The following is a 22,982-nucleotide window of genomic DNA, read 5'->3' as shown; positions in this document are numbered from 1 at the left end:
GGTGTTGAAAACCGGGTCACTCGCTCTCGAGCACTTGCAGAAGTGCGGCGATATAGCCGTAGCAGAAGGCAAATGCGGTGGCGGTTGGATCCTTGCCGCTGACCGTCGGCACATGGTCGGGCATCAGCATGTATTTGAAGCCCACCTCCTTATAGATCCTGGCCGAGCGGACCATGTCCATGTCGCCTTCTTCAGGGAAGGTCTCCATGAAGGACAGCTTGCCGCCGCGAATGTTGCGGAAGTGAACATTGAAGATCTTGCCGCGCTGGCCGAACCAGCGGATGACATCGTCGATTTCCTTGCCGGGATTTTCCAGCATCTCGCCGATCGAACCCTGGCAGAAATTGAGGCCGTGATACGGGTTTTCGTGCATCAGCACGAATTTCTTCAGGCCTTCCACCGTGCCCAGCACCCGCGTGACGCCGCGATAACCTGGCGGCGTATAGGGATCGTGCGGATGGCAGGCGAGCCGGACGCGGTTGCTTGCAGCAACGGGAACGACGCGTTCCAGGAAATAGTCGATCCGCTCCCAGTTTTCGTCCTCGGAAAGCACGCCGGCAAGACCGGGCTCGGCCTGCTGGTCCGTCTTGTCCCAGCGGAAGCTGGCATTCAGCGATCCGCCGCGTCCCGGTTCATCCGGCGTGCGGGGAATGCCGATCAGGTTGAGATTGTACTTCACCGCAGGAATGCCTGCGGCTGCGGCATTCTCGATCAGCTTGCAGACGGCGTCGATCTGTCTGTCGCGCTCGGGGCCGGCAAGCAGGATATTGGGATAGGAAGCCTTCTCGATCGGCTGCGAGGGCAGGGGCAACTGGATCATATCGAGGATCAGGCCGAAGCTTTCGACCTTGTCGCGATGCCGCTCGAGATCGGAGAGCGTCCAGCTGCTCGGCTTTCCCGGAGGGTCGGCGTTGATATGCTTCACACCCAGTTGCGCGAAGATACGATAATCGTCGTCATCCCGCGCTGCGACCTGCGTTCCCAGATACATTTGAGTCTCTTTCGAAATTACACAATGTCATATGACATAATATGAATTTCGAAGGGTGTCGAGCCCTATTGCTGCTCGGCAAGCATGCGGTAGCGGCGCTGGCTGGCCAGCATATGGGCGCGCATTGCCTGGCGGGCGCGTTCTGGATCCTGATCGGCAATTGCCGAGAGGATTTCGACATGTTCGGCATAAACCTTCTGAAGATAGCTGCGGTCATTGGCTTCCGGCAGCGTCGGAAACTGGCCGCGGGGGATGGCTCTGGGGCCGAAATGGCGCAGGACATCGACATAGAATCGGTTGTTCGTGGCGGCGGCAATCGCCATGTGGAAGGCATAATCCGCTTCCACCGTTTGCTGTCCGGTTTCGATTAGGTTTGCCATTCTGCGGTTGGCTTCGCGGATCACCGCTTCCTGCTCGGCGGTGCGGCGATAGGCGGCGATCGCCGCCGCTTCACCCTCGGCGGCCATGCGAAACTCCAGCAATTCCAGGGTTTCCGGAATGCTCTTGATTTCCACTGGCGTTAAAGAAAGGACCGAATGCGCCTTCGGATCCGCGACGAAGACGCCTTTGCCCTGGATCGGCTTGACGAAGCCTGCAGACCTCAGATCGGCAATGGCCTCGCGCACCACGGTGCGGCTGACGCCAAATGTCGCTTCAAGCTGCGGCTCGGTCGGCAGCTGGTCGCCGACCCGTAGCTTCCCCGTCTCGATCTGCGCCCGCAACTGATCGATGACCTGCTGCGCCAGTCTTTGCCGGCCACCGCTGAGTGTCGTCATTGTCCGTTCCCCCAATCCCTTTGCATCATGTCTCCCGCTCGGGTCTTGCAAATCATATCAGACTTCGATAAATCATAATACGACATACGGGAGACATAATATGTCTTTTATAGTAGTCTAGGGAGGACTGACAATGAAGCATTTTTCTAAGGGCTTGTTCGTCGGCGCCGTGATCGGCGCCCTGACGATCGCTGCACCGCTCTCGCAGGCCGCCACACCGCAGGACCAACTGGTGGTCGGCACATCGCTGGCGCAGGTTCTGTCGCTGGATCCGCAGCAGGCGACCGAAGGCAAGGCGGTCGAGATCATGTCGAATCTTTACGATCGGCTGGTCGCCAGCACAGCGGATGGCAAGATCCTTCCGCAGCTGGCGGAAAGCTGGAAAGTTGACGACAAGGGCATCACGTTTACGTTGCGCAAGGCCAATTTCGCCTCCGGCAATCCGGTCACCTCAAAGGATGTCGTCTACTCGCTGGCGCGGCTCCTGAAGATGGACCAGGCCGCCGCCGCTAACCTCAAGCGCGTCGGTTACGACAAGGACAATGTCGAAAAGCTCGTCAAGGCCGTCGATGATCAGACGGTGCGGATCGATCTCTCCGACCAGGTGACGGCAGAGCTTCTGCTCTACCGGCTGACGACGACGACGACCAGCGTGGTCGACAGCGTCGAGGTCGAGAGCCACGCCGTCGATAACGACTACGGAAACGCCTGGATGCGAACCCATTCGGCCGGCTCAGGTCCGTTCACCCTCAATCGCTGGTCTCCGAACGAACTGGTGATCCTCGATGCCAACAAGGATTATATGGCCGGCGCGCCGAAAATGCGCCGCGTCATCGTCCGGCATGTGCCTGAAAGCCAGGTCGAGCGGCTGATGCTCGAACGCGGCGATATCGATATTGCCAGCGCGCTGACCGCATCGGATCTCGCGACCTTCCAGGACAAGAAGGGCTTTGCCATCCAGCGTATTCCGACGGGCGGTTTCTACGTGCTGTCGATGAATGCCGGCAACAAATACCTCGCCAACCCGAAGGTTCGCGAAGCCATTGCCTACGGCATCGACTACAAGGGCATCGAAAAGACGATCATGGGCCCTTATGGCCGGGCCAGAAACGTTCCCGTTCCGGAGAATTTCGAATATGCCATCCCGAACCCCGATTGGCATCTCGACGTCGAAAAGTCCAAGCAGCTGCTGAGCGAGGCAGGTTTCAAGGACGGCTTCTCGCTGTCGCTGAAGACCATCGCGCAAACGCCGCGCATCGATCTGGCCACCGCCATCCAGGCATCGCTTGCCCAGATCGGCATCAAGGTCGACATCCAGCAGGGCAACGGCTCGGAAATCATCGCCGCCCATCGCGCCAGGGATTTCGATCTGCTGATCCCGCAGACCAGCGCCTATATGCCGAACGTCCTCGGCTCGATGGAGCAGTTCTCCTCCAATCCCGACAACTCGAAGGAAGCCAACAATGCCGGCAATTTCGTCTGGCGCTCGGCCTGGGACATCCCGGAACTCACGGCCCTGACGGCCAAGGCATCGATGGAGCCGGACGCCAAGAAGCGTGGCGAAATCTACGTTCAGATGCAGAAGATGTTCGTCGAACAGAAGCCGGCGGTGCTTCCGCTCTTCGAGCGCTTTGAGCCGATCGTCCTGTCAAGCAAGGTCGAGGGATATGTGGGACATCCGTCTCAGCTGACGCGTCTCGAGAACGTGACCAAGGTCGAAACCCAGTAATACTCTCAGGACAGCCGATCATGAAGGAACTCTCCGTAGCCGAATTTGGCCGACGCCTGGCGCATTTGCTGGTCAGCCTGTTCATCCTCTTATGTGTGACCTTCGTGATCGGCCGCGTCTTGCCCACCGATCCGGTCGGCGCGATTGTCGGCGAGCTCGCCGATCCCTCAGCCTATGCGGCCATGCGGGCGCGCCTGGGGCTCGATCTGCCGATCTACCAGCAGTTTTTCCTCTATCTGAACGGGTTGGCGCATGGTGATTTCGGCACGGCCGTCCTCACCGGCAATCCCGTCTCTTCGGATCTCGCTCAAGCCTTTCCGGCGACGTTCGAACTCGCGACGCTGGCGGTGATCATTTCGACCTTCGTCGGAGTTCCGCTCGGGCTGGTCGCGGCGCTGTTTCGCGACAGCTTCATTGACAAGACGGCCCGGGTGGTCGCACTCGTCGGTCATTCGATCCCGGTTTTCTGGTTCGGCATCGTCGGCCTTGTCATCTTCTACGCCGGCCTCAACTGGGTCGGCGGGCCGGGCAGGATCGATGTCTTTTACGAAGGCCTCGTCACGCCGCAAACCGGGCTGTTGTTGGTCGACAGCCTGCTGCAGGGCGAGACGGAAATCTTCTGGAATGCGCTCGGCCATATCATTCTGCCGGCCGTCATCCTCGCCTATGCGGCGATGGCCTACATCACCCGCATGACACGCAGCTTCACCCTGGAGCAGTTGAGCCAGGATTATGTCATTGCGGCCCGAGCCAAGGGTGTGAGCCCGCTCGGCACGATCTGGCACCACGTCCTGCCGAACATTGCGGTGCAGCTGATCACCATCCTGGCCATTTCCTATGGCGGTCTGCTCGAAGGCGCTGTCGTGACCGAGATCGTTTTCTCCTGGCCGGGCATTGGCCAGTACATGACAAACGCCCTGATGATCGGCGACATGAACGCCATCGTCGCCGGCACCATCATTGTGGGATTCATTTTCATGTTGTTGAACTTCCTGGCCGACGTCGCTTACGCCGTCTTTGATCCGCGTATGCGGGAGGCGGCCCGATGAGCGACGTCATCCGCAGCGAGATTCATATCCGCCCGCCAAGTGTGTTGACCCGTATCGCGGCGTCGTTTGCGCGCGCCGGCCGCAAATTGGCCCACGAGCCGCTCGGTCTTGCCGGTTTCGTCATCCTCGGTCTACTTTGCATTGTCGCGATCTTCGCGCCGCTCCTGGCGCCCTACGATCCGGCCATACAGTCGCTTGGCGAGGCCTTGCAGCCGCCGAGCCTCGCGCATCTGGCGGGCACGGACGAATTCGGTCGGGATATCTTGAGCCGCCTCATCTTCGGCACGCGCATCACCATCCAGACCGTGCTGTCGATCTCCTTGATCGTCGGGCCGATCGGCCTGCTGATCGGCGTCGTTGCCGGCTTCTTCGGAGGGCGCACCGATGCGCTGCTGATGCGCGCCACCGATATCGTTCTCTCTTTCCCGTCGCTGATCCTGGCCCTGGCTTTTGCTGCGGCACTCGGCGCCGGCTTGACCACGGCCATCATCGCGATCTCGCTGACCGCATGGCCGCCGATTGCGAGGCTCGCGCGCGCCGAGGCCCTTGTCGTCAGAAACGCCGACTATGTGGTCGCCGCCCGTCTTTATGGCGCCTCGCCGATGCGCATCCTTCTTCTCTATATCGCGCCGATGTGCGTTCCCTCCGTCATTGTTCGCCTGACGCTCAACATGGCGGGCATCATTCTAACGGCGGCTTCGCTTGGCTTCCTCGGCCTTGGCGCCCAGCCGCCGGCGCCGGAATGGGGCGCGATGATCTCCAGCGGCCGCAAGTTCATGCTGGATTATTGGTGGGTTGCCGTCATGCCGGGTATCGCCATCCTCCTCACCAGCCTTGCCTTCAACATCGCCGGAGATGCTCTGCGCGACCTATTGGATCCTCGCCATGCCAGATCGTGAAATGCAAGATCGTGATCTGCAGCCCGTTCTTTCCGTCGAAGGATTGACCGTCCGTTTCGGCCGAGGCGCCGTGCCCGCCGTTTCCAACGTCAGTTTCGACGTCGGGCGCGAACGCGTCGGGATCGTCGGAGAATCCGGTTCCGGCAAATCGACGACGGGTCGCGCCATCATGCGCCTTTTGCCGCCGGCCGCGGTGGTCTCGGCCGAACGCATGGATCTCGGCGGCGATCCGTTGCTTTCAAAGAGCGAGCGTCAGATGGGAGCGCTACGCGGCAAGGACATCGCGCTGATCATGCAGGATCCGCGCTATTCGCTGAATCCGGTGCTCTCGATCGGCAAGCAGATCGCCGAAGCCGCGCGCCTTCACCTCGGTCTTCACAAGAAACAGGCGCATGAGGCTGCCCGCGCCATGCTGGAGCGCGTGCGCATCAGCGATGCGGAGCGGGTCATGGCGCTTTATCCGCACCAGATATCGGGCGGCATGGGCCAGCGCGTGATGATCGCCATGATGCTGTTGGCGCGGCCGAAGCTTGTCATCGCCGACGAGCCGACCTCGGCGCTTGATGTCAGCGTCCGAAAGGACGTGCTGCTGCTGCTCGATGAGTTGGTGCGCGAGAATAATTCCGGACTGCTGTTGATCAGCCACGACATTCGCATGGTGGCAGCCTTTTGTGAGCGCATCATCGTCATGTATGCCGGCCGGATCGTCGAGACCCTGACCCGTCTCGAGGATGCTCGCCATCCCTATACCCGCGGGCTGATCGCTGCGCTGCCCGACCCCAGGAACCCGGTTCGCCGGCTTGCTGTTCTCGACAGGACGAAACTCGATCTGGAGACGGCGCAATGATCAATGTGCGTGACCTCGATGTCGTCTTTGCCTCCGGCAAATCAAGCAACCATGTCGTCAGAGGCATCAGTTTTCAGGTCAACCAAGGGGAGACCCTTGGCATTGTCGGTGAATCCGGATGCGGCAAATCGACGGTGCTGCGGTGTCTCGCCGGCATGGAGGCCGGCTGGACCGGTCACATCGAGCTTGGTGGCAAACCGATCGGCAAGAAACGCTCCCGCGAGGAGCTGAAATTCGCTCAGATGGTGTTTCAGGACCCATACGGATCCTTGCATCCGCGCCATCGTATCGGCACCGCCTTGGCGGAGCCGCTGCGCGCCATGCGCCATTCCGATATCTGGTCGAAGGTCGAGAGGGCGTTGATCCAGGTGGGTTTGCCGGCGAGCTTTGCAAACCGTTTTCCGCATGAGCTTTCCGGCGGCCAGCGGCAGAGGGTGGCAATCGCCCGGGCCCTGATCCTGTCGCCGCCCATCCTGTTGCTCGACGAGCCGACATCGGCGCTCGATGTCTCGGTCCAGGCCGAAATCCTCAACCTGCTGGCCGATCAGCGCGAGGAAAAGGGCCTGACCTATCTGCTTGTCAGCCACGACCTCGCGGTCATCGGCCATATGTGCGACCGGGTGTTGATCATGAAGAATGGTTGCTTCGTCGACGAACTCACCAAAGCGGATCTGCAAGCCGGCACCACGCATGATGCCTATGCGCGAGAACTGTTCGAAGCGAGTTTTATCGAGGCTTGATATTCTCGATCGCGGTGTGGGTTCAGCGATCCTCTGTTGCGACATGGACGCGGTTGACCGCTGCGACGCTGCCCCTTTCGACGAGATGGCAGGCAAGCTCGACCCGCCGCCGCGGGGCCGCAAGGCCGAGCATCATGTCGCGCAGCAGATCGAGCGCGGTGGCACCGAGTTCGCGCATCGGAATATGCACCGTCGACAGCGGCGGATTGAGAAAAGCCGACTGTGGCAGGTCGTCTATGCCCATGACCGAGATGTCCTGCGGTACGGCATACCCCATCGCCTGCAAGCCGCGCACCGCGCCATTGGCAAGACTGTCGCCCGCCGTCAGGATGGCGGTGAAGGAGAGGCCTTTCTCGCGGACAAGACGGGTAACCGCCTCGGCGCCGAGTTCCGGCAGCCAGTCGTCGACCTCGAGCACCAGATCGGCATCCGCGGTCAGCCCATGATGCTGCAGGGCATCGCGCCAACCCTCAAGGCGCCGCTCGATCGTCCGCCGACCCGGCCTCAGCATGAACAGGATGCGTTCATGTCCGGCCTTGATCAGCCGCTCGGCGGCGATGAAGGCGGCCGAGCGGTTGCAGGGCGTCACACTCGAAAGCCGCATATAGGGATCGTCGCTGTTGACCAGCACGACGGGCTTTCCGAGATCGGCCGCCGCCGCCAGCATCTCCTCTTCGTCGACGGTCAGGATCAGCATCCCGCCGAAGCTCGGATCGTCACGCATCTCGGCGACGACGCGGGCTTCATCCCCCTTGTCGGCGACCGGGCGCATCGCCAGTTCGATGCCGAGGGCGGCGGCACGCGCATTCAACCCTTCGAGCACATAGAGCGTGAACTGGTTGCGGACATAGTCGATCATCGCTGCGCCGGAGGCGACGAGCATGACCTTCTTGCCGGCAACGCTGGCCGGCAGGGCGTAGCTGACCGCACTTGCCGTTTCCAGCACCAGCTTGCGAATCTCCGGCCTGACGCCCTTTTCACCGGCCAGCGCACGCGACACCGTGCTGATCGAGACGCCGCATCGGGCGGCAATGTCGTCGAGGCGCGTGCGCCTGCCTTTTTTCTCTTCCGCCGCCATGTTGTCTCCTCGCTTCCAGCCACTATGCAAAAATCTTTCAGATTGCGCAAATGGAATGCCTATGCACAATTGTTGCCTGAGGAGTCCGCGACAAGCGGCAGAGCAGGGAGGCTTTGAAGATGCGGCTAGACGGCCAGTCCATGCGTCGGCGTTTTACCCGGGGTCTCAAGGATCGAGCATGATGCCGAAAAGTGTGAGCGGTTTTCGGACGACATCATGCTCTAGCTGTTCTGGGGCGGGCTGAAGCATGACCGCTGAGCAGCAATCCCATCTCCTCCGTGCAACGGCGAAGGACAGCCCGATCGTCTACTGGCAGCTCGCCAATCTGTGGCAGGAGCGCTATGACGTCGCCGACCGTCCGATGGAAGGCAGCATGGATCCGTTTTTCTTCGTCACCAAGACGAAGAATTTCATCCCGCATGAATATCCCTGCCGCACCGAATTCAAGAAGGCCTTTTCGGACAGGCGACCGCAGCCGGCTGCCGAATTCGAGGCCGTTCGCTGGTGGCTTCCCTTTGCTTCCCCGCGTGTCGATCTCTCCGGCTTCTGGTTTCGCCCGACGCGCATCGGCTGCTGGGCGCGCACCTTCCTCGATGCCCGCTCAGTGGGGCGTGCGACGCTTCGCCTGTCGACCTGCGGCGGCGCGATCCTCTTCGTCAATGGCTGCGAGCAGGGCTTCATGGCGCCTTACCAGCGCAATCTCGAAGCCGAGCAGATGTTCGAGGTCGAGCTGGCGGCCGGCCTCAACGAGATCCGCGTCTATTTCGACGATCTCGCCGAGCGCGACGCCCGTTTCTATTTCCAGCTGGATTATGTCGAAGGGCCTGAGGTCGAAACATCAGTTCCCGTTCCCATCGCCGCCGGCGATGCGGATGCGCTGGAGACGATCCTCGAAGGCATGCGCTTCGACCGCACCGCCTATCTCGGCGAAGATGTGACGATCCTTTTTCCCGCGCCGCTGCCGGTGGCGCTGAGCTGCCATGTCGAGATCGAAGGCGACTTCATGTCGATCGAGCGCTTCGATTATGATTTCGATCTGGAAGCCGGAGCAACCAAGCTGGAACTCGGCACCTCGGCGGATATGCCCGCCGATTTCCGCCATTTCCGCATCACCTTCAAAACAGGCTCGCTTTCGCTCGGTCGCACGCTCGGCGTCGAGATCTGTCATCCTGAGCGACAGGGGGAGGCACCCGCCACCCTTGAGGACCGCGTCGCCGAGGCGCTGGCCGAGGTCGCTGCCCATTCGGAGCCCGACACGGTCTGCGCTTTCGCGCGTCTTGCGCTGGGGCAGGGTGGCGAGGAAACCGAAGCGATGATCTCGGCCATGCTGCCGGTCATCGAGGATTGTCACGACTGCGCCGATTTCGTGCTGGTGCCGCTGCTCTTTGCCTATACGCGCTGGAGCGATCTGCTGTCGCCTGCGCTGCGCGACAGGATCGAGCACGCTGTCCTCAATTACCGCTTCTGGATGGATGAGCCCGGCAACGACGTTCAGTGGTATTTTTCGGAAAACCACGCGCTTCTCTTCCATACCGCCGCCTATCTCGGCGGCAGGCTTTTCCGCGATGCCGTCTTTGTCCGCTCCGGCCGCACCGGCGCCGAGCAGATGCAGGTCGGCGAAGAGCGTGTCCGCGCCTGGCTCGATCATTTCGAGCGCTGGGAAATGGCCGAGTGGAATTCCGTTCCCTATTTCCCGATCGATCTCAAGGGCCTGACGGCGCTGGCCGCCTGTGCGCCGGATGAGACGATCCGCAACCGGGCGGGCGCCAGCATCGTCCGCCTGATGGAGATCGTCGCCCGCTCGGCCCATCACGGCATGCTGACCGGCAGCCAGGGCCGCTCCTACGAACATACGCTGCGCCCCGGCCGCTCGGTCGAACTGTCAGCTATCGCACGGCTGCTCTGGGGCCGCGGCTGGTACGGCCGGCGTGTCCATGCTTTGCCGCAGCTTGCCGTCTGCATTCGCGATCACGGCCTGCGTTTTCCAGAAACGCTGGCTGCGATCGCCGCGCACCAGTCCGACGACGCGCAGGAATGGACCTTTTCCCAGGGCGAGAACCGTTTCGCCGCCCTCTATCACTATAAGACCCGTGACACTGCACTCGGCACCATCGCCCATTATCGTCCCGGCGCCTGGGGCTACCAGGAGACAGTGCTGCACCTGCGTCTGGGCAGCCGGCCGGAAGCGCAGATCTGGATCAACCATCCCGGCGAAACCATCCAGTTCGGTTATGGCCGGCCGAGCTTCTGGGGCGGCTGCGGGACATTGCCGCGCGTGCATCAATATCGCGATCTGGCGATCCTCGATTTCGAGATCCATGAGGGCCAGCCGGATTTCACCCATGCCTGGTTCCCGCTCGAGGCCTTCGACGACACGGTGGCCGACGGCAATCTGGCGCTCGCCCGCTCCGGCAACGGCATTGCGATGCTGATCGGCAACGGCGCGCTGGAGCCGGTAAAACACGGCCCGACGACGGATATCGAGCTGCGTCTGGCCGGCCGCAACGGCCGCTGGATCGTCCGTCTCTCGGATCTCGGGCGCGAGGGTGGCCTTGACGGCATGCAGGCGCGTTTCGCAACGCTTTCGGCCCGCCGCGACGACGAGGGCGCGTTGATCGTTATCGATCCGGATTATGGCCGGGTCCTCTTCGAAGAGGACGGCACCGTGCGCGCCGAAGGCCGTATTCTTCGCCCGGCGGACTGGTCGGTGCGGGGAGACGCGGTACATCTGAAGATACCGGGCAGGCAGCCTCGGCACGCGGCCTCGTAGACGACGTGTCCGGCAGGTGGAGGACCGGCCGGACGCAGGAATTGATCGATCAAGAGGAGGAAAAAATGACCAGAATGAAATCGATCGGCGCAGCTTTTGCTGCAGTTCTGTTGAGTTCCGTTGCCGCCCATGCCGGCGACGTGCGCATCATGTGGTATTCTGACGGCGGCGAAGGCGAGGTGATCAAGGACCTGCTCTCGCGCTTCTCCAAGGCCAATCCCGACGTCAACGTCATCCTCGACGAAGTCTCCTACGACGTCGTCAAGGAACAGCTGCCGGTGCAGCTCGAAGCCGGGCAGGGGCCGGATATCGCCCGCCTCACCAATCTGAAGGCGCCGGCCCAGCACTGGCTCGATCTTCGCCCCTATCTCACCGACGCGAAATATTGGGAGGATAATTTCGGCGCCCAGGCCGACTGGATGCGCCCGGACGGCTCGAACGCCATCACCGGCTTCATGACGCAGCTGACGCTGACCGGTGGCTTCGTCAACAAGACGCTGTTCGAGCAGGCCGGCGTCGAGATCCCCGGCCCGAAAGCCACCTGGGACGACTGGGCGGCGGCCGCCAAGAAGGTTGCCGACAGCCAGAAGGTCTTCGCCATGGCGATCGACCGCTCCGGCCACCGTGTCTCCGGCCCGAACATCTCCTACGGCGCCAACTACATCGCCGCCGACGGCAAGCCGGCGCCGATCGATCAGGGCGCCAAGGACTTCCTCAGCCGCTTCGTCAAGTGGAACGAGGACGGCACCATCAACAAGGATGTCTGGGTCAGTGCTGCCGGCACCACCTACCGCTCCGCCGCCGAGGACTTCATCAATGGCGGCCTTGCCTATCTTTATTCGGGCAGCTGGCAGGTTTCGGGCTTCGCCCAGAAGATTGGCGACAATTTCGACTGGGTGATGGCGGGCAGCCCCTGCGGCACGGCCGCTTGCTCCGGCATGCAGGGCGGCGCCGGTCTCGTCGCCGTGAAATATACCAAGAACCCGAAGGACGTCGCCAAGGTGATGGACTACCTGGCAGGTGCCGACGTGCAGAAGGAATTTGCCGAACGCAGCCTGTTCATTCCGGCGCATAAGGGTGTTGCCGCCGGCCAGATGGACTTCAAGACCGACAATCCGCATGTGCAGGCGGCGCTGAAGGCCTTTGTCGAAGCGGCCGGCCAGACGGCGGCACCCGCCATGAAGCTGCCCGGCTGGAAGTGGTCGGATGCCTATTACAGCGCCATCGTTGCCCGCATCAGCCAGGTGATCGCCGGCGAAATGAAGCTCGACGACGCCTATGCCCGCATCGACGAGGATATCAAGGCTAAGGTCGCCGGCAACTGACGGAAAAACAGATGACGGCGAAGACGGCTTCTTCTGAACCACCGGCGAGAACCGGTCTGCGGCAGGCGCTCTTGGCGCCTGTCCGGCTTGCCATGGGGATCGTCGACATTCGCATGCGTGGCTGGCAGAAACTGACCGGGCTGAACGGCATGGCGGGCGTCTTCCTGGCGCCCAACATGCTGATCTTCACCGTCTTCGTGCTGCTGCCGCTGGTCATCAACTTCATCTATTCGACGACGAGCGGCAGCGCCATCTTCCTGCAGAACAGGACCTATGTCGGCGCCGACCAGTACCGCATCCTCTTCGATTGCCGCAGCTATCTCGATCCCTCGACCTGTGCTGCCGACACCTTCTGGGCGGCGGTGCGCAACACCGCCGTCTTCGTCGTCTTCCAGGTGACTGTGATGCTGATCGCAGCGCTCGCAACGGCGCTGATCCTCAACCGCGAGCTTTCCAATCGCGGCTTCTGGCGCGCCGTCTTCTTCTTCCCGGTGCTGCTGTCGCCCGTCGTCGTCGGCCTGATCTGGAAATGGATCCTGCAGCGCGAAGGCCTGTTGAACTATGCGCTGAGCCCCTTCGGCTTCGAGCCCTTCTCCTGGCTCAGCGATCGTTTCTGGGCCTTCTTCTTTGCCGTCTTCGTCTCGGTCTGGGCGCATATGGGCTTTTATGCGCTGATCCTGCTTGCCGGCCTGCAGGCGATCCCGCGGGATCTCTACGAGGCGGCGGCGATGGACAGCGCCCGTCCGACCCGCATCTTCCGGCGCATCACCCTGCCGCTGCTGATGCCGAACCTCATCGTCGTGCTGGTCTTGGCGCTGATCCGCGCCGTGCAGATCTTCGACGAGGTCTTCGTGCTGACCGGCGGCGGGCCGGGCACCAGCACCATGTACATCACCCAATACATCTACGAGACCGGCTTTGCGAGTTCGCTGCGCAATCCGGGACTGGCATCGGCCGCCTCGATCCTGATGGGCATCGTGCTCGTCATCCTGACGCTGGTCCAGCTCGGCGTCAGTAGCCGCAACGAGAAGAAGGGAGCACGCCAATGAGCGCCGTCTCTGCCTTTCTGCTCCGCCGCCGAGGACGAGGCTGGCACTGGACGGATGTGGTCACCTGGATCTGGCTGATATCAGGCGTCTTCCTGATGTTCGGCCCGGCCGTCTGGCTGGTCTTCTCCTCGTTCAAGACGCCGGCGGCCCTTGCCGAGTTCCCGCCCTCCTTCCTGCCCTATGTCACCGAACAGGCAGTGGTGCCGGGCTACGACAAGCCGTTGCCGCTCTATAATGTCGCAATGCCGGATGGCAGCACGCGTGTGCTCGCCGAAGTCCGCCGCATCGGCATCATCGGCCAGATGGTCGATCCGAAACAGCCGGGCGAAATCGTCAAGGCGAATATCAAGGACCGCACACCGGTGCGCCAGGTCGAATTCGCCGGCGGCAACTACACCGAACCGTTCCAGCGCTTCGATTTCTTCCTGTTTCTGCGCAACTCCGTCTTCGTCACCGTCGTGGCGACGGCGATTACGCTGCTCGTCAATTCCATGGCCGCCTTCGCGCTGTCGAAATATCAGTTCCCCGGCCGCACCGCCGTCATGCTGATGATCCTGGCGACGCTGATGGTGCCGCTCTCGGTCATCGTCGTGCCGCTCTATTCCGTCATCGGCACGCTGAACCTCTTCGACAGTCTCTGGGGCGTCATCCTGCCGACGGTCGCCACCCCGACGGGGGTCTTCCTGCTCAGGCAATACATGCTGACGATCCCCGACGAATTGCTCGACGCAGCGCGCATGGACAAGGCCAGCGAATGGCAGATCTACTGGCGCATCATCCTGCCGCTGTCGGCGCCCGCTCTCGCAGTGCTGGCGATCTTCTCGGTCGTCTGGCGCTGGAACGACTTCCTCTGGCCGCTGATCGTGCTCTCGCGCAAGGAACTCTATACGCTGCAGGTCGGCCTCAACGTCTATGCCGGCGAGCTCAATGTGCAATGGCACTACATCCTCGCCATGACCGTCGTCTCGATGATCCCGGTCGTGCTGATCTTCGTCTTCCTGCAGCGCTTCATCACCACGGGCATTGCCGGCTCGGGGCTCAAATAGGCCACCTTAAAAGAAGAAAACAGGAGAGTGCATGAGCGGGCTCGAGCTCAGGAACATCGTCAAGAATTTCGGCGCCGTCGAGGTCATTCGCGATGTCTCGCTTCATGTCAATGACGGCGAGTTCGTCGCTTTCGTCGGCCCTTCCGGTTGCGGGAAATCGACGCTGCTGCGCCTGATCGCCGGCCTCGATAAGCCGACTGGCGGCAGCATTGCCATCGACGGCAAGGATGTTACCGCTATCAGTGCCGCCGATCGCGGCCTGGCCATGGTCTTCCAGTCCTATGCGCTCTATCCGCATATGAGCGTCAGGGAAAACCTCGCCTTCGGTCTCGAGAACACCAAGGTGGCGAAAGCCGAGATCGAAGCGCGCATCACCGACGCCGCGCGCATGCTGGAGATTGAGCCTTTCCTGCAGCGCCGTCCGGGCCAGCTCTCCGGCGGCCAGCGCCAGCGCGTTGCGATCGGCCGCGCCATCGTGCGGCGGCCGGATGCCTTCCTGCTCGACGAGCCGCTATCCAATCTCGACGCCGAACTCAGGGTCAGCATGCGGGCCGAACTGGCGGCCCTTCACGCTCGCCTGAAGGCGACGATGATCTATGTCACCCACGATCAGGTCGAGGCAATGACGCTGGCCGACCGCATCGTCGTGTTGAGAGGCGGCAGGATCGAGCAGGTGGGAACACCGCTGGAACTCTACAACAAGCCGGCCAACCGCTTCGTCGCCGGCTTCATCGGCGCGCCACACATGAATTTCCTCGAAGGTGCGATTGTCGGTCACGAGGGCGGGTTCGCTGAGGTCGAAACCGTCGGCGGCCATCGTCTTTCCGTGTTTGCCAAGGAGGCACGCCCAGCGGGCGAAAGGGTCAGCATCGGCATCCGGCCGCAGCATATCACCCTTGCCGACGCGGGCTCAGCGGGCAGGCTGGATACAAGCGTCACCCTTGTCGAGGAACTGGGCTCGGAGACCGTCGTCCACGCCGAGGCGGCCGGGAAGAAGCTGATCGCGGTTTTTGCCGGCCAGCAGCGGCTGAAATCAGGCGACAGCCTGCCGCTGCATCTCGACCCCGACGTGCTGCATCTCTTCGGCGAGGATGGCCGGCGCCTGTCTTAACGAATGTCTCGCAAAAGTGAGCAGCGGTTTTCCATTCGAACAGAGCGGGATGAGGGAGCGGACCGGGCGGGTAGGGAGTCGCCTGCCATTTCGTTGGCCACCGGGAGAAAGCGGAAAAATCCCGATGTTCTCCAGCACCGCCGCGTCCGCTTGGCGCGGCCCGCAACCTCGGTCCGACAACCCACATATCGGCGAAAAGGTTCCAGGAAAACAACCGCATTCCCCCATGCCGGAAGCCTCGATGCGGCGCGCCGGCTCTTTCCAAATCGACGGGTCGCACTAGCTTAAAGGGGACGTGACGAAAAGGAGAAGACCATGACCGACGCACCGAATACGGCGACCCCGGCGCGGAGAGTGTTGCGTGGCCGCCCCTACAGCATCGGTGAATTTGCCAGGAAATACCGGTTGGACGACAAGGAGGCAAAGCGCCTCTACGACAAGTTCGGCCCGTCGGCCACCGAACTCGACCTGTTGATGGCGGCAAAGCGGCGCCCGCCGAGCCTGCCGACCAATCTCGACGCCTGACGGCCCACCATGAGGATCCGAACCGGAAGCTGCCTTTGCGGGGCGGTGGCCTACAGGGTGGAGGGCGAGCCGCTTCGCACCGGTCTCTGCCACTGCGCCGACTGCCGCAAATCGAGCGGCTCCGCCTTCACCTTCTTCGCGGTCTGGCAGCGCCGGGCTTTCTCCCACAGCGGCGAGATCGCCACGTTCGCCGGTCGCAGCTTCTGCCCCGTCTGCGGCGGCAGGCTTTTCTGCCTCAGGGAAGATGAGGCGGAACTCCGCCTGGGCTCGCTCGACACTCCGCCGACCGACCTTGCGCCTGGTTATGAAGTCTGGATCAAGCGGCGCGAGCCTTGGTTGCATTCGTTGCCCGGCGCGGACCAATATGCCGAGGATGCGGATTGACGGGCGCTTTCGGCGCTTGAACCAACCTTTCCTTACCAAGATTTCATTTCACCCATCCGCAATTCCGTGCCAGTTCGGCGGCACGCTAATCGCCGGTTCATCTGCGTTGTGATTATTTCACCACAGAGGCCGCAGGCGGCCACTGACGGATTGAGGACGACATGAACAAAATCGTAAGCGGCAGCGAGACCGGAGCAAAGACAGGCGCAGCGTCCGATCTCGCCACGGTCCTTGCTGCATCGGGACGGCAGGGCAAGCGTGGCCGCTGGCTCGGACGCCTGCTCATCCTGCTGATCCTCATGGCTGCCGCCGCCGTCGCCGCTTATTTCTATATGGGCCGTGGGCAAAGTGAATTGAGCTATGACACCCAGCCGGTAAAACGCGGTGACCTGACGGTGCTCGTCACCGCCACCGGCTCCGTGCAGCCGACCGAGCAGGTGGATATATCGAGCGAGCTTTCCGGCACGGTTCGAGACGTCAATGTCGATTACAACAGCACGGTCAAATCAGGCGAAGTGCTCGCTCTCCTCGATACGAACAAGCTCGAGGCGGATGTGAAGAGCTCGCGCGCCAAGCTCAATTCGGCCAAGGCGAACGTCGTCAAAGCCAATGCCGATATGCAATCGGCAGGCACCTCGCTCGAGCGGCTGAAGAGTCTGGTCAAGAGCAACGTTTCCACCCAGCAGAGCCTCGACGACGCCAGCTACAAATATGATTCCGCCGTCGCCGCCAAACAGATCAACGAGGCCGAGGTCCTCGCCTCGGAGGCCGACCTGCAGCTCGCCGAAGTCAATCTCGCCAAGGCGAAGATCATATCGCCGATCGACGGTGTCATCCTCACCCGCTCCGTCAATCCGGGCGCTACGGTCGCAGCCTCGCTTTCGGCGCCGATCCTTTTCACCATCGCCGGCGACCTGAAGAAGATGGAGCTGCAGGTTGATGTCGACGAGGCCGATGTCGGCCAAATCGCTGTCGGCCAGAAGGCGAAGTTCACGGTCGATGCCTATCCCGACCGGACCTTTCCCGCCGAGATCGAGCAGATCCGCTTCGCCTCCGAAGTGGTCAACAATGTCGTGACCTATAAGGCGGTCCTATCCGTCGACAATGCCGATCTGCTGTTGCGCCCCGGCATGACGGCGACGGCCGATGTCACCGTCGAGGCCGTCAAGGACACGCTGATGGTGTCGAATGCGGCGCTGCGCTATGCTCCGGCGCAGGCCGAAAGGCGCGGCCGCGGCATTTTCGGCATCTTCGGCCCGCCACGCCAGCGCAACAACAATGCCGGTTCGGCGCTGACGGGCACGCAACGTCGCGTCTGGGTGCTGCGCAACGGCCGCCCGGTGCCTGTCGTCATCCAGGTCGGTTCCTCCGACGGCCAGTTCACCCAGGTCGTCTCCGGCGAAATCAGGGAAAACGACGCACTGGTGACCGACGCCACGACGCGTGCGAACTAGGCGGAGAGACGGATGGCAAGCCCGCCGCTCATCGAATTCAGACAGGTCTCGAAAATCTACGGCGAGGGCGAGGCGGCGATCCGCGCGCTCGACCACGTCGACCTCGCGATCAACGCCCATGAATTCGTCGCGATCATGGGTCCATCAGGCTCCGGCAAGTCGACGGCGATGAACATTCTCGGCTGCCTCGACGTACCGACATCAGGCGACTACATCTTCGAGGGCATTCCGACCAGCGGCTTCGACCGTAGCCAGCTGACGCTGCTGCGCCGCCACATGCTCGGCTTCGTCTTCCAGGGCTTCAACCTCCTGTCGCGTACCTCGGCCGTCGAGAATGTCGAACTGCCGCTGATCTATCGCGGCATGGCGGTGCGCGAGCGGCGCGAACGGGCCCGCGAAGCCTTGGCGCTGGTCGGCCTCACCGGGCGCGAACATCACAAGACACAGGAACTGTCAGGCGGCCAGCAGCAGCGCGTCGCCATCGCCCGCGCCATCGTCACCGAGCCGGCTCTGCTGCTCGCCGATGAGCCCACAGGCAATCTCGACACGAAGACCAGCGTCGAAATCATGGATCTGATGACGCGGCTGAACCGCGAGCAGGGCATCACCATCGTCATGGTCACCCACGAGCCCGATATCGCCGCCTATGCGCAGCGGCTGTTGCGTTTCGTCGACGGCAAACTGGAGACGGAAGTCGAGCACCGCAGGAGGGCGGATCATGTTCTTTGAGACGCTGAAGCTGGCGCTGCGGGCCATCAGCCGCAACATGCTGCGCTCGTTCCTGACCGTGCTCGGCGTCGTCATCGGCGTTGCCGCCGTCATCGCGCTGGTGACGATCGGCAACGGCACCACTGCGCAGGTCTCGACCGAGCTGTCGCGGCTCGGCACCAACATGCTGTTCGTCCGCCCCGGCCAGTTCGGCCCCGGCCGGGCAAGCTCCGAGGCCAAGCGCTTCAGCGTCAAGGACGTCGCGGCGATCCGCGACCAGATCGGCGGCCTCAGGGCCGTGGCGCCGCTCAATCAGTCGACGGCGACGGTGATTTTCGGCGGCCAGAACCATTCGACCAGCGTCTCCGGCACCACCAACGACTATTTCATCGCACAGGACTGGAATCTGGCGCTCGGCCGCAATTTTCTCCCCGCCGAGGAACGCGGCCAGGCGCGCTGCATCATCGGCGAAACGGTGCGCTCGCAGCTCTTCGGCAGCGCCGACCCCACAGGCCAGCAGATCCGCGTCGGCAAGGTCTCGTGCCCGGTCATCGGCGTGCTTGCCAAGCGCGGCCAGTCCGGCATGGGCAACGACCAGGACGATGTCGTCATCATGCCGGTCAAGGTGTTTCAGCGGCGCATCAGCGGCAGCAGCAACGTGCCGCAGATCATCATCTCGGCGCGCGACGGCGTCTCCACTGCCAAGGTGCAGTCCGATGTCGAAAATCTCCTGCGCGAACGCCGCAAGATCGTGCCCGGCCGCCAGGACGATTTCAACGTCAACGACATGACCCAGATCGCCGAGGCGATGACCGGCACGACGACGCTGCTGACCGGCCTGCTCGGCGCCGTCGCCGCGATCAGCCTGCTCGTCGGCGGCATCGGCATCATGAACATCATGCTGGTCTCCGTCACCGAGCGCACCCGCGAAATCGGCATCCGCCTGGCGATCGGCGCGCTGGAAAACCAGGTGCTCACCCAGTTCCTGGTCGAAGCCGTGGCGCTATCGCTGTTCGGCGGCATTACCGGCATCGTGCTCGGCCTCAGCCTCGGCTTCGGCGCCGTGACGCTCCTGAAGGTGCCCTTCGTCTTCAGCCCGCTCATGGTCGCCGTCGCCTTCCTCTTCTCTGCCGCGATCGGCATGATCTTCGGCTATTTCCCGGCGAGAAGGGCAGCGCAACTCAATCCCATCGAGGCGCTGCGGCACGAATAATGCGCCGTGGCAAAACGCATGATGTCTCTCTACTCTTGTCAATCGAACGCAACCGCTATCGGAGGCCAAGCATCATGCCGCTCAACAGGCTGGTGATCTATGCTGGGAATGTCGAAGAAACGGCGCGCTTTTATGAGAAGCACTTCGGTTTCAAGGCGACCAGCCTGCCGGGCGACAGGATCATTGAACTGGTCGCTCAGGACGGCGGTGCGAATATCATGCTGCACCAGGCCGCCAAGGGGCAGCGGAGCGGCCAATCCTCGGTCAAGCTGGTCTTCGACGTGGAAGATGTCGAGGCCTTTTGCAGTCGATGCGCGGAGAATGGCCTGAAGTTCGGTGCCATCCATAAGGCCGATGGCTATCAGTTCGCTAATGCAAAAGACCCTTGTCAAAATTCGATCTCGGTTTCCAGCCGGGCTTTTCGCAAGGGGTGACCAAGGGATAGTGCCGGCCTGATGACGTAGGCGAGGCGGTGTGCTTAAGTAGGCGAGGGCGAGTTTTGCCAGAAGGCCAACCACACTCTCCGTCCTCCTCGGCCTTGAGCCGAGGATCCATGCCGGGGCTGCTGATGGATACGGGGTGGATGCTCGGCTCAAGGCTGAGCATTCAGCAGCCTCGCCAATGTTATCTATCTGTCTCTATTCTGATATTTCGGTGCCGACTTGTCTTCGGTTTTTGACCGTGCCACTATGTGATATATCAGACTTGGCGACGGAGTTCCTTATTGCAGACTTCACAGAGCCATCTTGCCTATCTGGCGCTGGAGCATCTGATCGTGACGCTGGCGCTGAAGCCTGGCGCGCTGATAACTGAAAAGCAGCTGATTGATATGGCGGGCCACGGGCGTACGCCGGTGCGCGAGGCGATCCAGAAGCTCGCCTGGCAGGGGCTGATCCTGGTCAAGCCGCGCGTCGGGCTGCAGGTCGCCGAGATCGCGCCTGAGGATCATGGCAATGTCATGCAGGTGCGCCGCGAGCTGGAGCCGATCGCGGCAAGCCTCGTTGCCGAACACGCGAGCGACGAGCAGCGGGCGCGCCTCATCGATTGCGCCCGCGCGATGGAGGAATGCGCCGTCACCGGCGATCTCGCCGGCTTCTTCGCGGCCGACAAGGCCTTCGACGAAATCCTCGAAGATGCCTGCCCGAATGGCTTCATCACGGCAGCACTTGGCCCGGTGCAGACGCATTCGCGCCGCATCTGGTACTCCAAGGCAAGCCCGGAGCGCATGGATCGCGCCATCTCGCTCCACGTCGCCGTCATCCGCGCCATCCATCAGGGCAGGCCGGATGAAGCGCGCGCCACCATGGCGGTGCTGATCGACTACCTCAGCCAGACATAGAAACGGCCCCGTTTCCGGAGCCGTTCACTGATCGGATTGTCAGAAATGCTTTAGCCGACGAAAGCGCGCTCGATGACGAATTCGGCAGGCTTGCTGTTGGCGCCTTCATCGAGGCCGGCCTTTTCGAGCAGTTCCTTGGTATCCTTCAGCATGGCCGAGGAACCGCAGATCATGCCGCGGTCGATCACCGGGTCGAGCGGCGGCACACCGAGATCGGTGAACAGCTTGCCGGAGGAGATCAGGTCGGTGATGCGGCCGCGATATTCGAAATCCTCGCGCGTGACTGTCGGATAGTGGCGCAGCTTGTCGCCGACGACTTCCTTCAGCAGCTCGTCATTCTGAATCTCGTGCACGAGGTCGAAGCCGTATTTCAGCTCGGCGACATCGCGTGTCGTATGGGTGAGGATGACCTCCTCGAACTTTTCATAGGTCTCAGGATCGCGGATCAGGCTGGCGAAAGGCGCAATGCCCGTTCCAGTCGAGAACATGTAGAGACGACGGCCGGGCGTCAGCGCGTCGAGTACCAGCGTGCCCGTCGGCTTCTTGCGCATCAGCACCTGGTCGCCTGGCTTGATCGCCTGCAAATGGGAGGTGAGTGGGCCGTCCGGCACCTTGATCGAGAAGAATTCAAGCTCCTCGGCCCAGGCGGGGCTGGCGATCGAATAGGCGCGGAACACCGGCTTGCCCTCGACCATCAGGCCGATCATCGCGAATTCGCCGGAACGGAAACGGAAGCCCTGCGGCCGGGTCATCGTGAAGCGGAAAAGCCGGTCGGTATAGTGCGTGACATCGAGCACCGTCTCGGCATAGACGCCGGCGGGGATGGACAAGGCGAAGTCTTCGGTCTTTGCAGGCGCGTTCATTTCGGTAGCGGATCCCGTTTTCGTCGGATGAACTGTCGGATGCGAGCGAGATATTACAAATCCGGCCGGAATTAAAGGCATTCCATTCCACGCGACGCTTCTAAAGGGAAATATGCATGTCATTGTCAGGATTCAATGGGGAACAGGGGCAGGCGGGGAATGTCGTATTTCCCGCTGGCGAAGCCCGGCAAAGGATGCATATTAGAGCAGCACGCCGGAAACGGATGCCGGTTTTCGGCAAAAATGGTGCGACAACAAAGACCTACGGCGTCGAACCCGATTCAGTAACAGGTTCGGCGATGGTGGCGAAAAAAAAGATGCTTGCCGGGGCGAGCGCGATAGGGCGGTCGGGGGAATATGAAGATTTTCAACTACAAGCGTGTTCCTTACGCGGAGATGCGCGCCTTTTCCGTCCATATCCTGACGGCATCCGGCTCCTTCCTTGCCTTTCTCGGTGTCGTTGCCGCCGCCGAGCACCGCTTCATCGACATGTTCTGGTGGCTGGGACTTGCGCTTCTCGTCGACGGCATAGACGGGCCGATCGCCCGCAAGGTGCGCGTCAAGGAAGTGCTGCCGAACTGGTCGGGCGATACGCTCGACAATATCATCGATTACGTCACCTATGTGCTTCTGCCGGCCTTCGCGCTTTATCAGAGCGGCATGATCGGCGAGCCCTGGTCCTTCGCCGCCGCCGGCATGATCGTCGTCTCCAGCGCCATCTACTATGCCGATATGGGCATGAAGACGGATGAGTATTTCTTCTCCGGCTTCCCCGTCGTCTGGAACATGATCGTCTTCACGCTGTTCGTCATCGATGCCAGTGCCACGACGGCGCTCACCGTTGTCATCGTTTCGGTGGTGCTGACCTTCCTGCCGATCAATTTCCTCCACCCGGTCCGGGTCAAAAGGCTGCGCCCGCTCAACCTCGGCGTCTTTTTCCTATGGTCGGCGCTCGGCATTTTTTCGCTGCTGATGCATTTCGACACGCCCGAATGGGCGCTCATTCTCTTCATCGTGACCGGCGCCTATCTTTACGTCATCGGCGCGGTGCTGCAATTCTTCCCCGCCCTTGGACGCGAAGCTTAG

Annotated in this window: 22 protein-coding genes; 18 read left to right on the top strand and 4 right to left on the bottom strand. The window is 62.0% G+C overall.

The features are described 5' to 3' along the window. Positions 1-16: 16 nt before the first annotated feature. Together HX898_RS05945 and HX898_RS05940 are read right to left on the bottom strand one after the other, a co-directional pair. The gene (locus HX898_RS05945; RefSeq protein WP_180194216.1) at positions 17-991 is read right to left on the bottom strand and encodes a mannonate dehydratase; all 975 of its coding nucleotides are present in this window, start codon (positions 989-991) and stop codon (positions 17-19) included. A 65-nt stretch (positions 992-1,056) separates the two neighbouring features. After that, positions 1,057-1,767: a FadR/GntR family transcriptional regulator gene (locus HX898_RS05940; RefSeq protein WP_180194215.1), complete on the bottom strand. Its 711-nt coding sequence runs from the start codon at positions 1,765-1,767 to the stop codon at positions 1,057-1,059. A gap of 133 nt (positions 1,768-1,900) precedes the next feature. On the opposite strand from HX898_RS05940, the gene HX898_RS05935 reads away from it, so the two are divergent. The 5 genes from HX898_RS05935 to HX898_RS05915 are packed head-to-tail and all read left to right on the top strand — an operon-like array spanning position 1,901 to position 7,031. After that, positions 1,901-3,496, top strand: coding sequence for an ABC transporter substrate-binding protein (locus HX898_RS05935; protein WP_138389235.1), 1,596 nt, complete (start codon positions 1,901-1,903; stop codon positions 3,494-3,496). 20 nt (positions 3,497-3,516) lie between these two features. Further along, positions 3,517-4,545, top strand: a complete 1,029-nt coding sequence (locus tag HX898_RS05930; RefSeq protein WP_065279877.1) for an ABC transporter permease — start codon at positions 3,517-3,519, stop codon at positions 4,543-4,545. Continuing rightward, positions 4,542-5,444: an ABC transporter permease gene (locus HX898_RS05925; protein ID WP_138389234.1), complete on the top strand. Its 903-nt coding sequence runs from the start codon at positions 4,542-4,544 to the stop codon at positions 5,442-5,444. Before HX898_RS05930 ends, HX898_RS05925 begins: the two co-directional genes overlap by 4 nt. 1 nt (position 5,445) lies before the next feature. Further along, complete coding sequence (locus HX898_RS05920) at positions 5,446-6,291, top strand: ABC transporter ATP-binding protein (RefSeq protein ID WP_138330055.1); 846 nt, start codon at positions 5,446-5,448, stop codon at positions 6,289-6,291. Further along, positions 6,288-7,031, top strand: coding sequence for an ABC transporter ATP-binding protein (locus HX898_RS05915; protein ID WP_018241961.1), 744 nt, complete (start codon positions 6,288-6,290; stop codon positions 7,029-7,031). The genes HX898_RS05920 and HX898_RS05915 overlap by 4 nt, the downstream gene beginning before the upstream one ends. A 22-nt stretch (positions 7,032-7,053) precedes the next feature. On the opposite strand, the gene HX898_RS05910 is transcribed toward HX898_RS05915, so the two are convergent. Beyond that, complete coding sequence (locus tag HX898_RS05910; protein ID WP_180194214.1) at positions 7,054-8,109, bottom strand: LacI family DNA-binding transcriptional regulator; 1,056 nt, start codon at positions 8,107-8,109, stop codon at positions 7,054-7,056. Positions 8,110-8,356: 247 nt separating this feature from the next. On the opposite strand from HX898_RS05910, the gene HX898_RS05905 reads away from it, so the two are divergent. From HX898_RS05905 to HX898_RS05850, 12 genes are all read left to right on the top strand, one after another. After that, positions 8,357-10,879: a hypothetical protein gene (locus HX898_RS05905; protein WP_180194213.1), complete on the top strand. Its 2,523-nt coding sequence runs from the start codon at positions 8,357-8,359 to the stop codon at positions 10,877-10,879. Between the two features lie 65 nt (positions 10,880-10,944). Beyond that, on the top strand, positions 10,945-12,204 hold the full coding sequence (locus HX898_RS05900) for an ABC transporter substrate-binding protein (RefSeq protein WP_180194212.1): 1,260 nt from the start codon (positions 10,945-10,947) through the stop codon (positions 12,202-12,204). 11 nt (positions 12,205-12,215) lie between these two features. Next, complete coding sequence (locus tag HX898_RS05895; protein ID WP_180194211.1) at positions 12,216-13,253, top strand: sugar ABC transporter permease; 1,038 nt, start codon at positions 12,216-12,218, stop codon at positions 13,251-13,253. Beyond that, the gene (locus HX898_RS05890) at positions 13,250-14,299 is read left to right on the top strand and encodes a carbohydrate ABC transporter permease (RefSeq protein ID WP_003539547.1); all 1,050 of its coding nucleotides are present in this window, start codon (positions 13,250-13,252) and stop codon (positions 14,297-14,299) included. Before HX898_RS05895 ends, HX898_RS05890 begins: the two co-directional genes overlap by 4 nt. Before the next feature lie 31 nt (positions 14,300-14,330). Beyond that, positions 14,331-15,410, top strand: coding sequence for a sn-glycerol-3-phosphate ABC transporter ATP-binding protein UgpC (ugpC, locus tag HX898_RS05885; RefSeq protein WP_171598808.1), 1,080 nt, complete (start codon positions 14,331-14,333; stop codon positions 15,408-15,410). Between the two features lie 315 nt (positions 15,411-15,725). Continuing rightward, on the top strand, positions 15,726-15,935 hold the full coding sequence (locus HX898_RS05880; RefSeq protein ID WP_018069607.1) for a hypothetical protein: 210 nt from the start codon (positions 15,726-15,728) through the stop codon (positions 15,933-15,935). 9 nt (positions 15,936-15,944) lie between these two features. Beyond that, the gene (locus tag HX898_RS05875; RefSeq protein WP_180194210.1) at positions 15,945-16,319 is read left to right on the top strand and encodes a GFA family protein; all 375 of its coding nucleotides are present in this window, start codon (positions 15,945-15,947) and stop codon (positions 16,317-16,319) included. A gap of 161 nt (positions 16,320-16,480) precedes the next feature. After that, complete coding sequence (locus HX898_RS05870; protein WP_180194209.1) at positions 16,481-17,773, top strand: efflux RND transporter periplasmic adaptor subunit; 1,293 nt, start codon at positions 16,481-16,483, stop codon at positions 17,771-17,773. A 12-nt stretch (positions 17,774-17,785) separates the two neighbouring features. Next, a complete protein-coding gene (locus HX898_RS05865) occupies positions 17,786-18,502 on the top strand; it encodes an ABC transporter ATP-binding protein (RefSeq protein WP_064647993.1) in 717 nt (238 codons plus the stop codon). Then, positions 18,492-19,694, top strand: a complete 1,203-nt coding sequence (locus tag HX898_RS05860) for an ABC transporter permease (RefSeq protein WP_012757411.1) — start codon at positions 18,492-18,494, stop codon at positions 19,692-19,694. The genes HX898_RS05865 and HX898_RS05860 overlap by 11 nt, the downstream gene beginning before the upstream one ends. Positions 19,695-19,768: 74 nt before the next feature. Further along, entirely contained in the window at positions 19,769-20,128 is a 360-nt protein-coding gene (locus HX898_RS05855) for a VOC family protein (protein ID WP_180194208.1), read from the top strand. Between the two features lie 290 nt (positions 20,129-20,418). Further along, positions 20,419-21,033 (top strand): GntR family transcriptional regulator, encoded by a 615-nt coding sequence (locus HX898_RS05850; protein ID WP_180194207.1) that lies wholly within the window; start codon positions 20,419-20,421, stop codon positions 21,031-21,033. Positions 21,034-21,083: 50 nt separating this feature from the next. On the opposite strand, the gene HX898_RS05845 is transcribed toward HX898_RS05850, so the two are convergent. Next, complete coding sequence (locus HX898_RS05845) at positions 21,084-21,896, bottom strand: ferredoxin--NADP reductase (protein ID WP_003539571.1); 813 nt, start codon at positions 21,894-21,896, stop codon at positions 21,084-21,086. Positions 21,897-22,253: 357 nt separating this feature from the next. Here HX898_RS05845 and pcsA point away from each other — a divergent pair, with 357 nt between their 5' ends. Continuing rightward, positions 22,254-22,982: a phosphatidylcholine synthase gene (pcsA, locus tag HX898_RS05840; protein WP_026154145.1), complete on the top strand. Its 729-nt coding sequence runs from the start codon at positions 22,254-22,256 to the stop codon at positions 22,980-22,982.

The sequence above is a fragment of the Rhizobium sp. WYCCWR 11128 genome (assembly GCF_013416305.1).
Classification (GTDB): domain Bacteria; phylum Pseudomonadota; class Alphaproteobacteria; order Rhizobiales; family Rhizobiaceae; genus Rhizobium; species Rhizobium indicum.
This window is presented reverse-complemented; position numbering and strand designations above follow the sequence as displayed.

Coding starts and splice junctions, on each gene's coding strand:
- HX898_RS05905 (WP_180194213.1), top strand. CDS start 8,357: ATGACCGCTGAGCAGCAATCCCATCTCCTCCGTGCAACGGCGAAGGAC.
- HX898_RS05945 (WP_180194216.1), bottom strand. CDS start 991: ATGTATCTGGGAACGCAGGTCGCAGCGCGGGATGACGACGATTATCGT.
- HX898_RS05890 (WP_003539547.1), top strand. CDS start 13,250: ATGAGCGCCGTCTCTGCCTTTCTGCTCCGCCGCCGAGGACGAGGCTGG.
- HX898_RS05925 (WP_138389234.1), top strand. CDS start 4,542: ATGAGCGACGTCATCCGCAGCGAGATTCATATCCGCCCGCCAAGTGTG.
- HX898_RS05875 (WP_180194210.1), top strand. CDS start 15,945: ATGAGGATCCGAACCGGAAGCTGCCTTTGCGGGGCGGTGGCCTACAGG.
- HX898_RS05845 (WP_003539571.1), bottom strand. CDS start 21,896: ATGAACGCGCCTGCAAAGACCGAAGACTTCGCCTTGTCCATCCCCGCC.
- ugpC (WP_171598808.1), top strand. CDS start 14,331: ATGAGCGGGCTCGAGCTCAGGAACATCGTCAAGAATTTCGGCGCCGTC.
- HX898_RS05915 (WP_018241961.1), top strand. CDS start 6,288: ATGATCAATGTGCGTGACCTCGATGTCGTCTTTGCCTCCGGCAAATCA.
- HX898_RS05860 (WP_012757411.1), top strand. CDS start 18,492: ATGTTCTTTGAGACGCTGAAGCTGGCGCTGCGGGCCATCAGCCGCAAC.
- HX898_RS05895 (WP_180194211.1), top strand. CDS start 12,216: ATGACGGCGAAGACGGCTTCTTCTGAACCACCGGCGAGAACCGGTCTG.
- HX898_RS05920 (WP_138330055.1), top strand. CDS start 5,446: ATGCAAGATCGTGATCTGCAGCCCGTTCTTTCCGTCGAAGGATTGACC.
- HX898_RS05935 (WP_138389235.1), top strand. CDS start 1,901: ATGAAGCATTTTTCTAAGGGCTTGTTCGTCGGCGCCGTGATCGGCGCC.
- pcsA (WP_026154145.1), top strand. CDS start 22,254: ATGAAGATTTTCAACTACAAGCGTGTTCCTTACGCGGAGATGCGCGCC.
- HX898_RS05880 (WP_018069607.1), top strand. CDS start 15,726: ATGACCGACGCACCGAATACGGCGACCCCGGCGCGGAGAGTGTTGCGT.
- HX898_RS05900 (WP_180194212.1), top strand. CDS start 10,945: ATGACCAGAATGAAATCGATCGGCGCAGCTTTTGCTGCAGTTCTGTTG.
- HX898_RS05865 (WP_064647993.1), top strand. CDS start 17,786: ATGGCAAGCCCGCCGCTCATCGAATTCAGACAGGTCTCGAAAATCTAC.
- HX898_RS05855 (WP_180194208.1), top strand. CDS start 19,769: ATGCCGCTCAACAGGCTGGTGATCTATGCTGGGAATGTCGAAGAAACG.
- HX898_RS05940 (WP_180194215.1), bottom strand. CDS start 1,767: ATGACGACACTCAGCGGTGGCCGGCAAAGACTGGCGCAGCAGGTCATC.
- HX898_RS05930 (WP_065279877.1), top strand. CDS start 3,517: ATGAAGGAACTCTCCGTAGCCGAATTTGGCCGACGCCTGGCGCATTTG.
- HX898_RS05870 (WP_180194209.1), top strand. CDS start 16,481: ATGAACAAAATCGTAAGCGGCAGCGAGACCGGAGCAAAGACAGGCGCA.
- HX898_RS05910 (WP_180194214.1), bottom strand. CDS start 8,109: ATGGCGGCGGAAGAGAAAAAAGGCAGGCGCACGCGCCTCGACGACATT.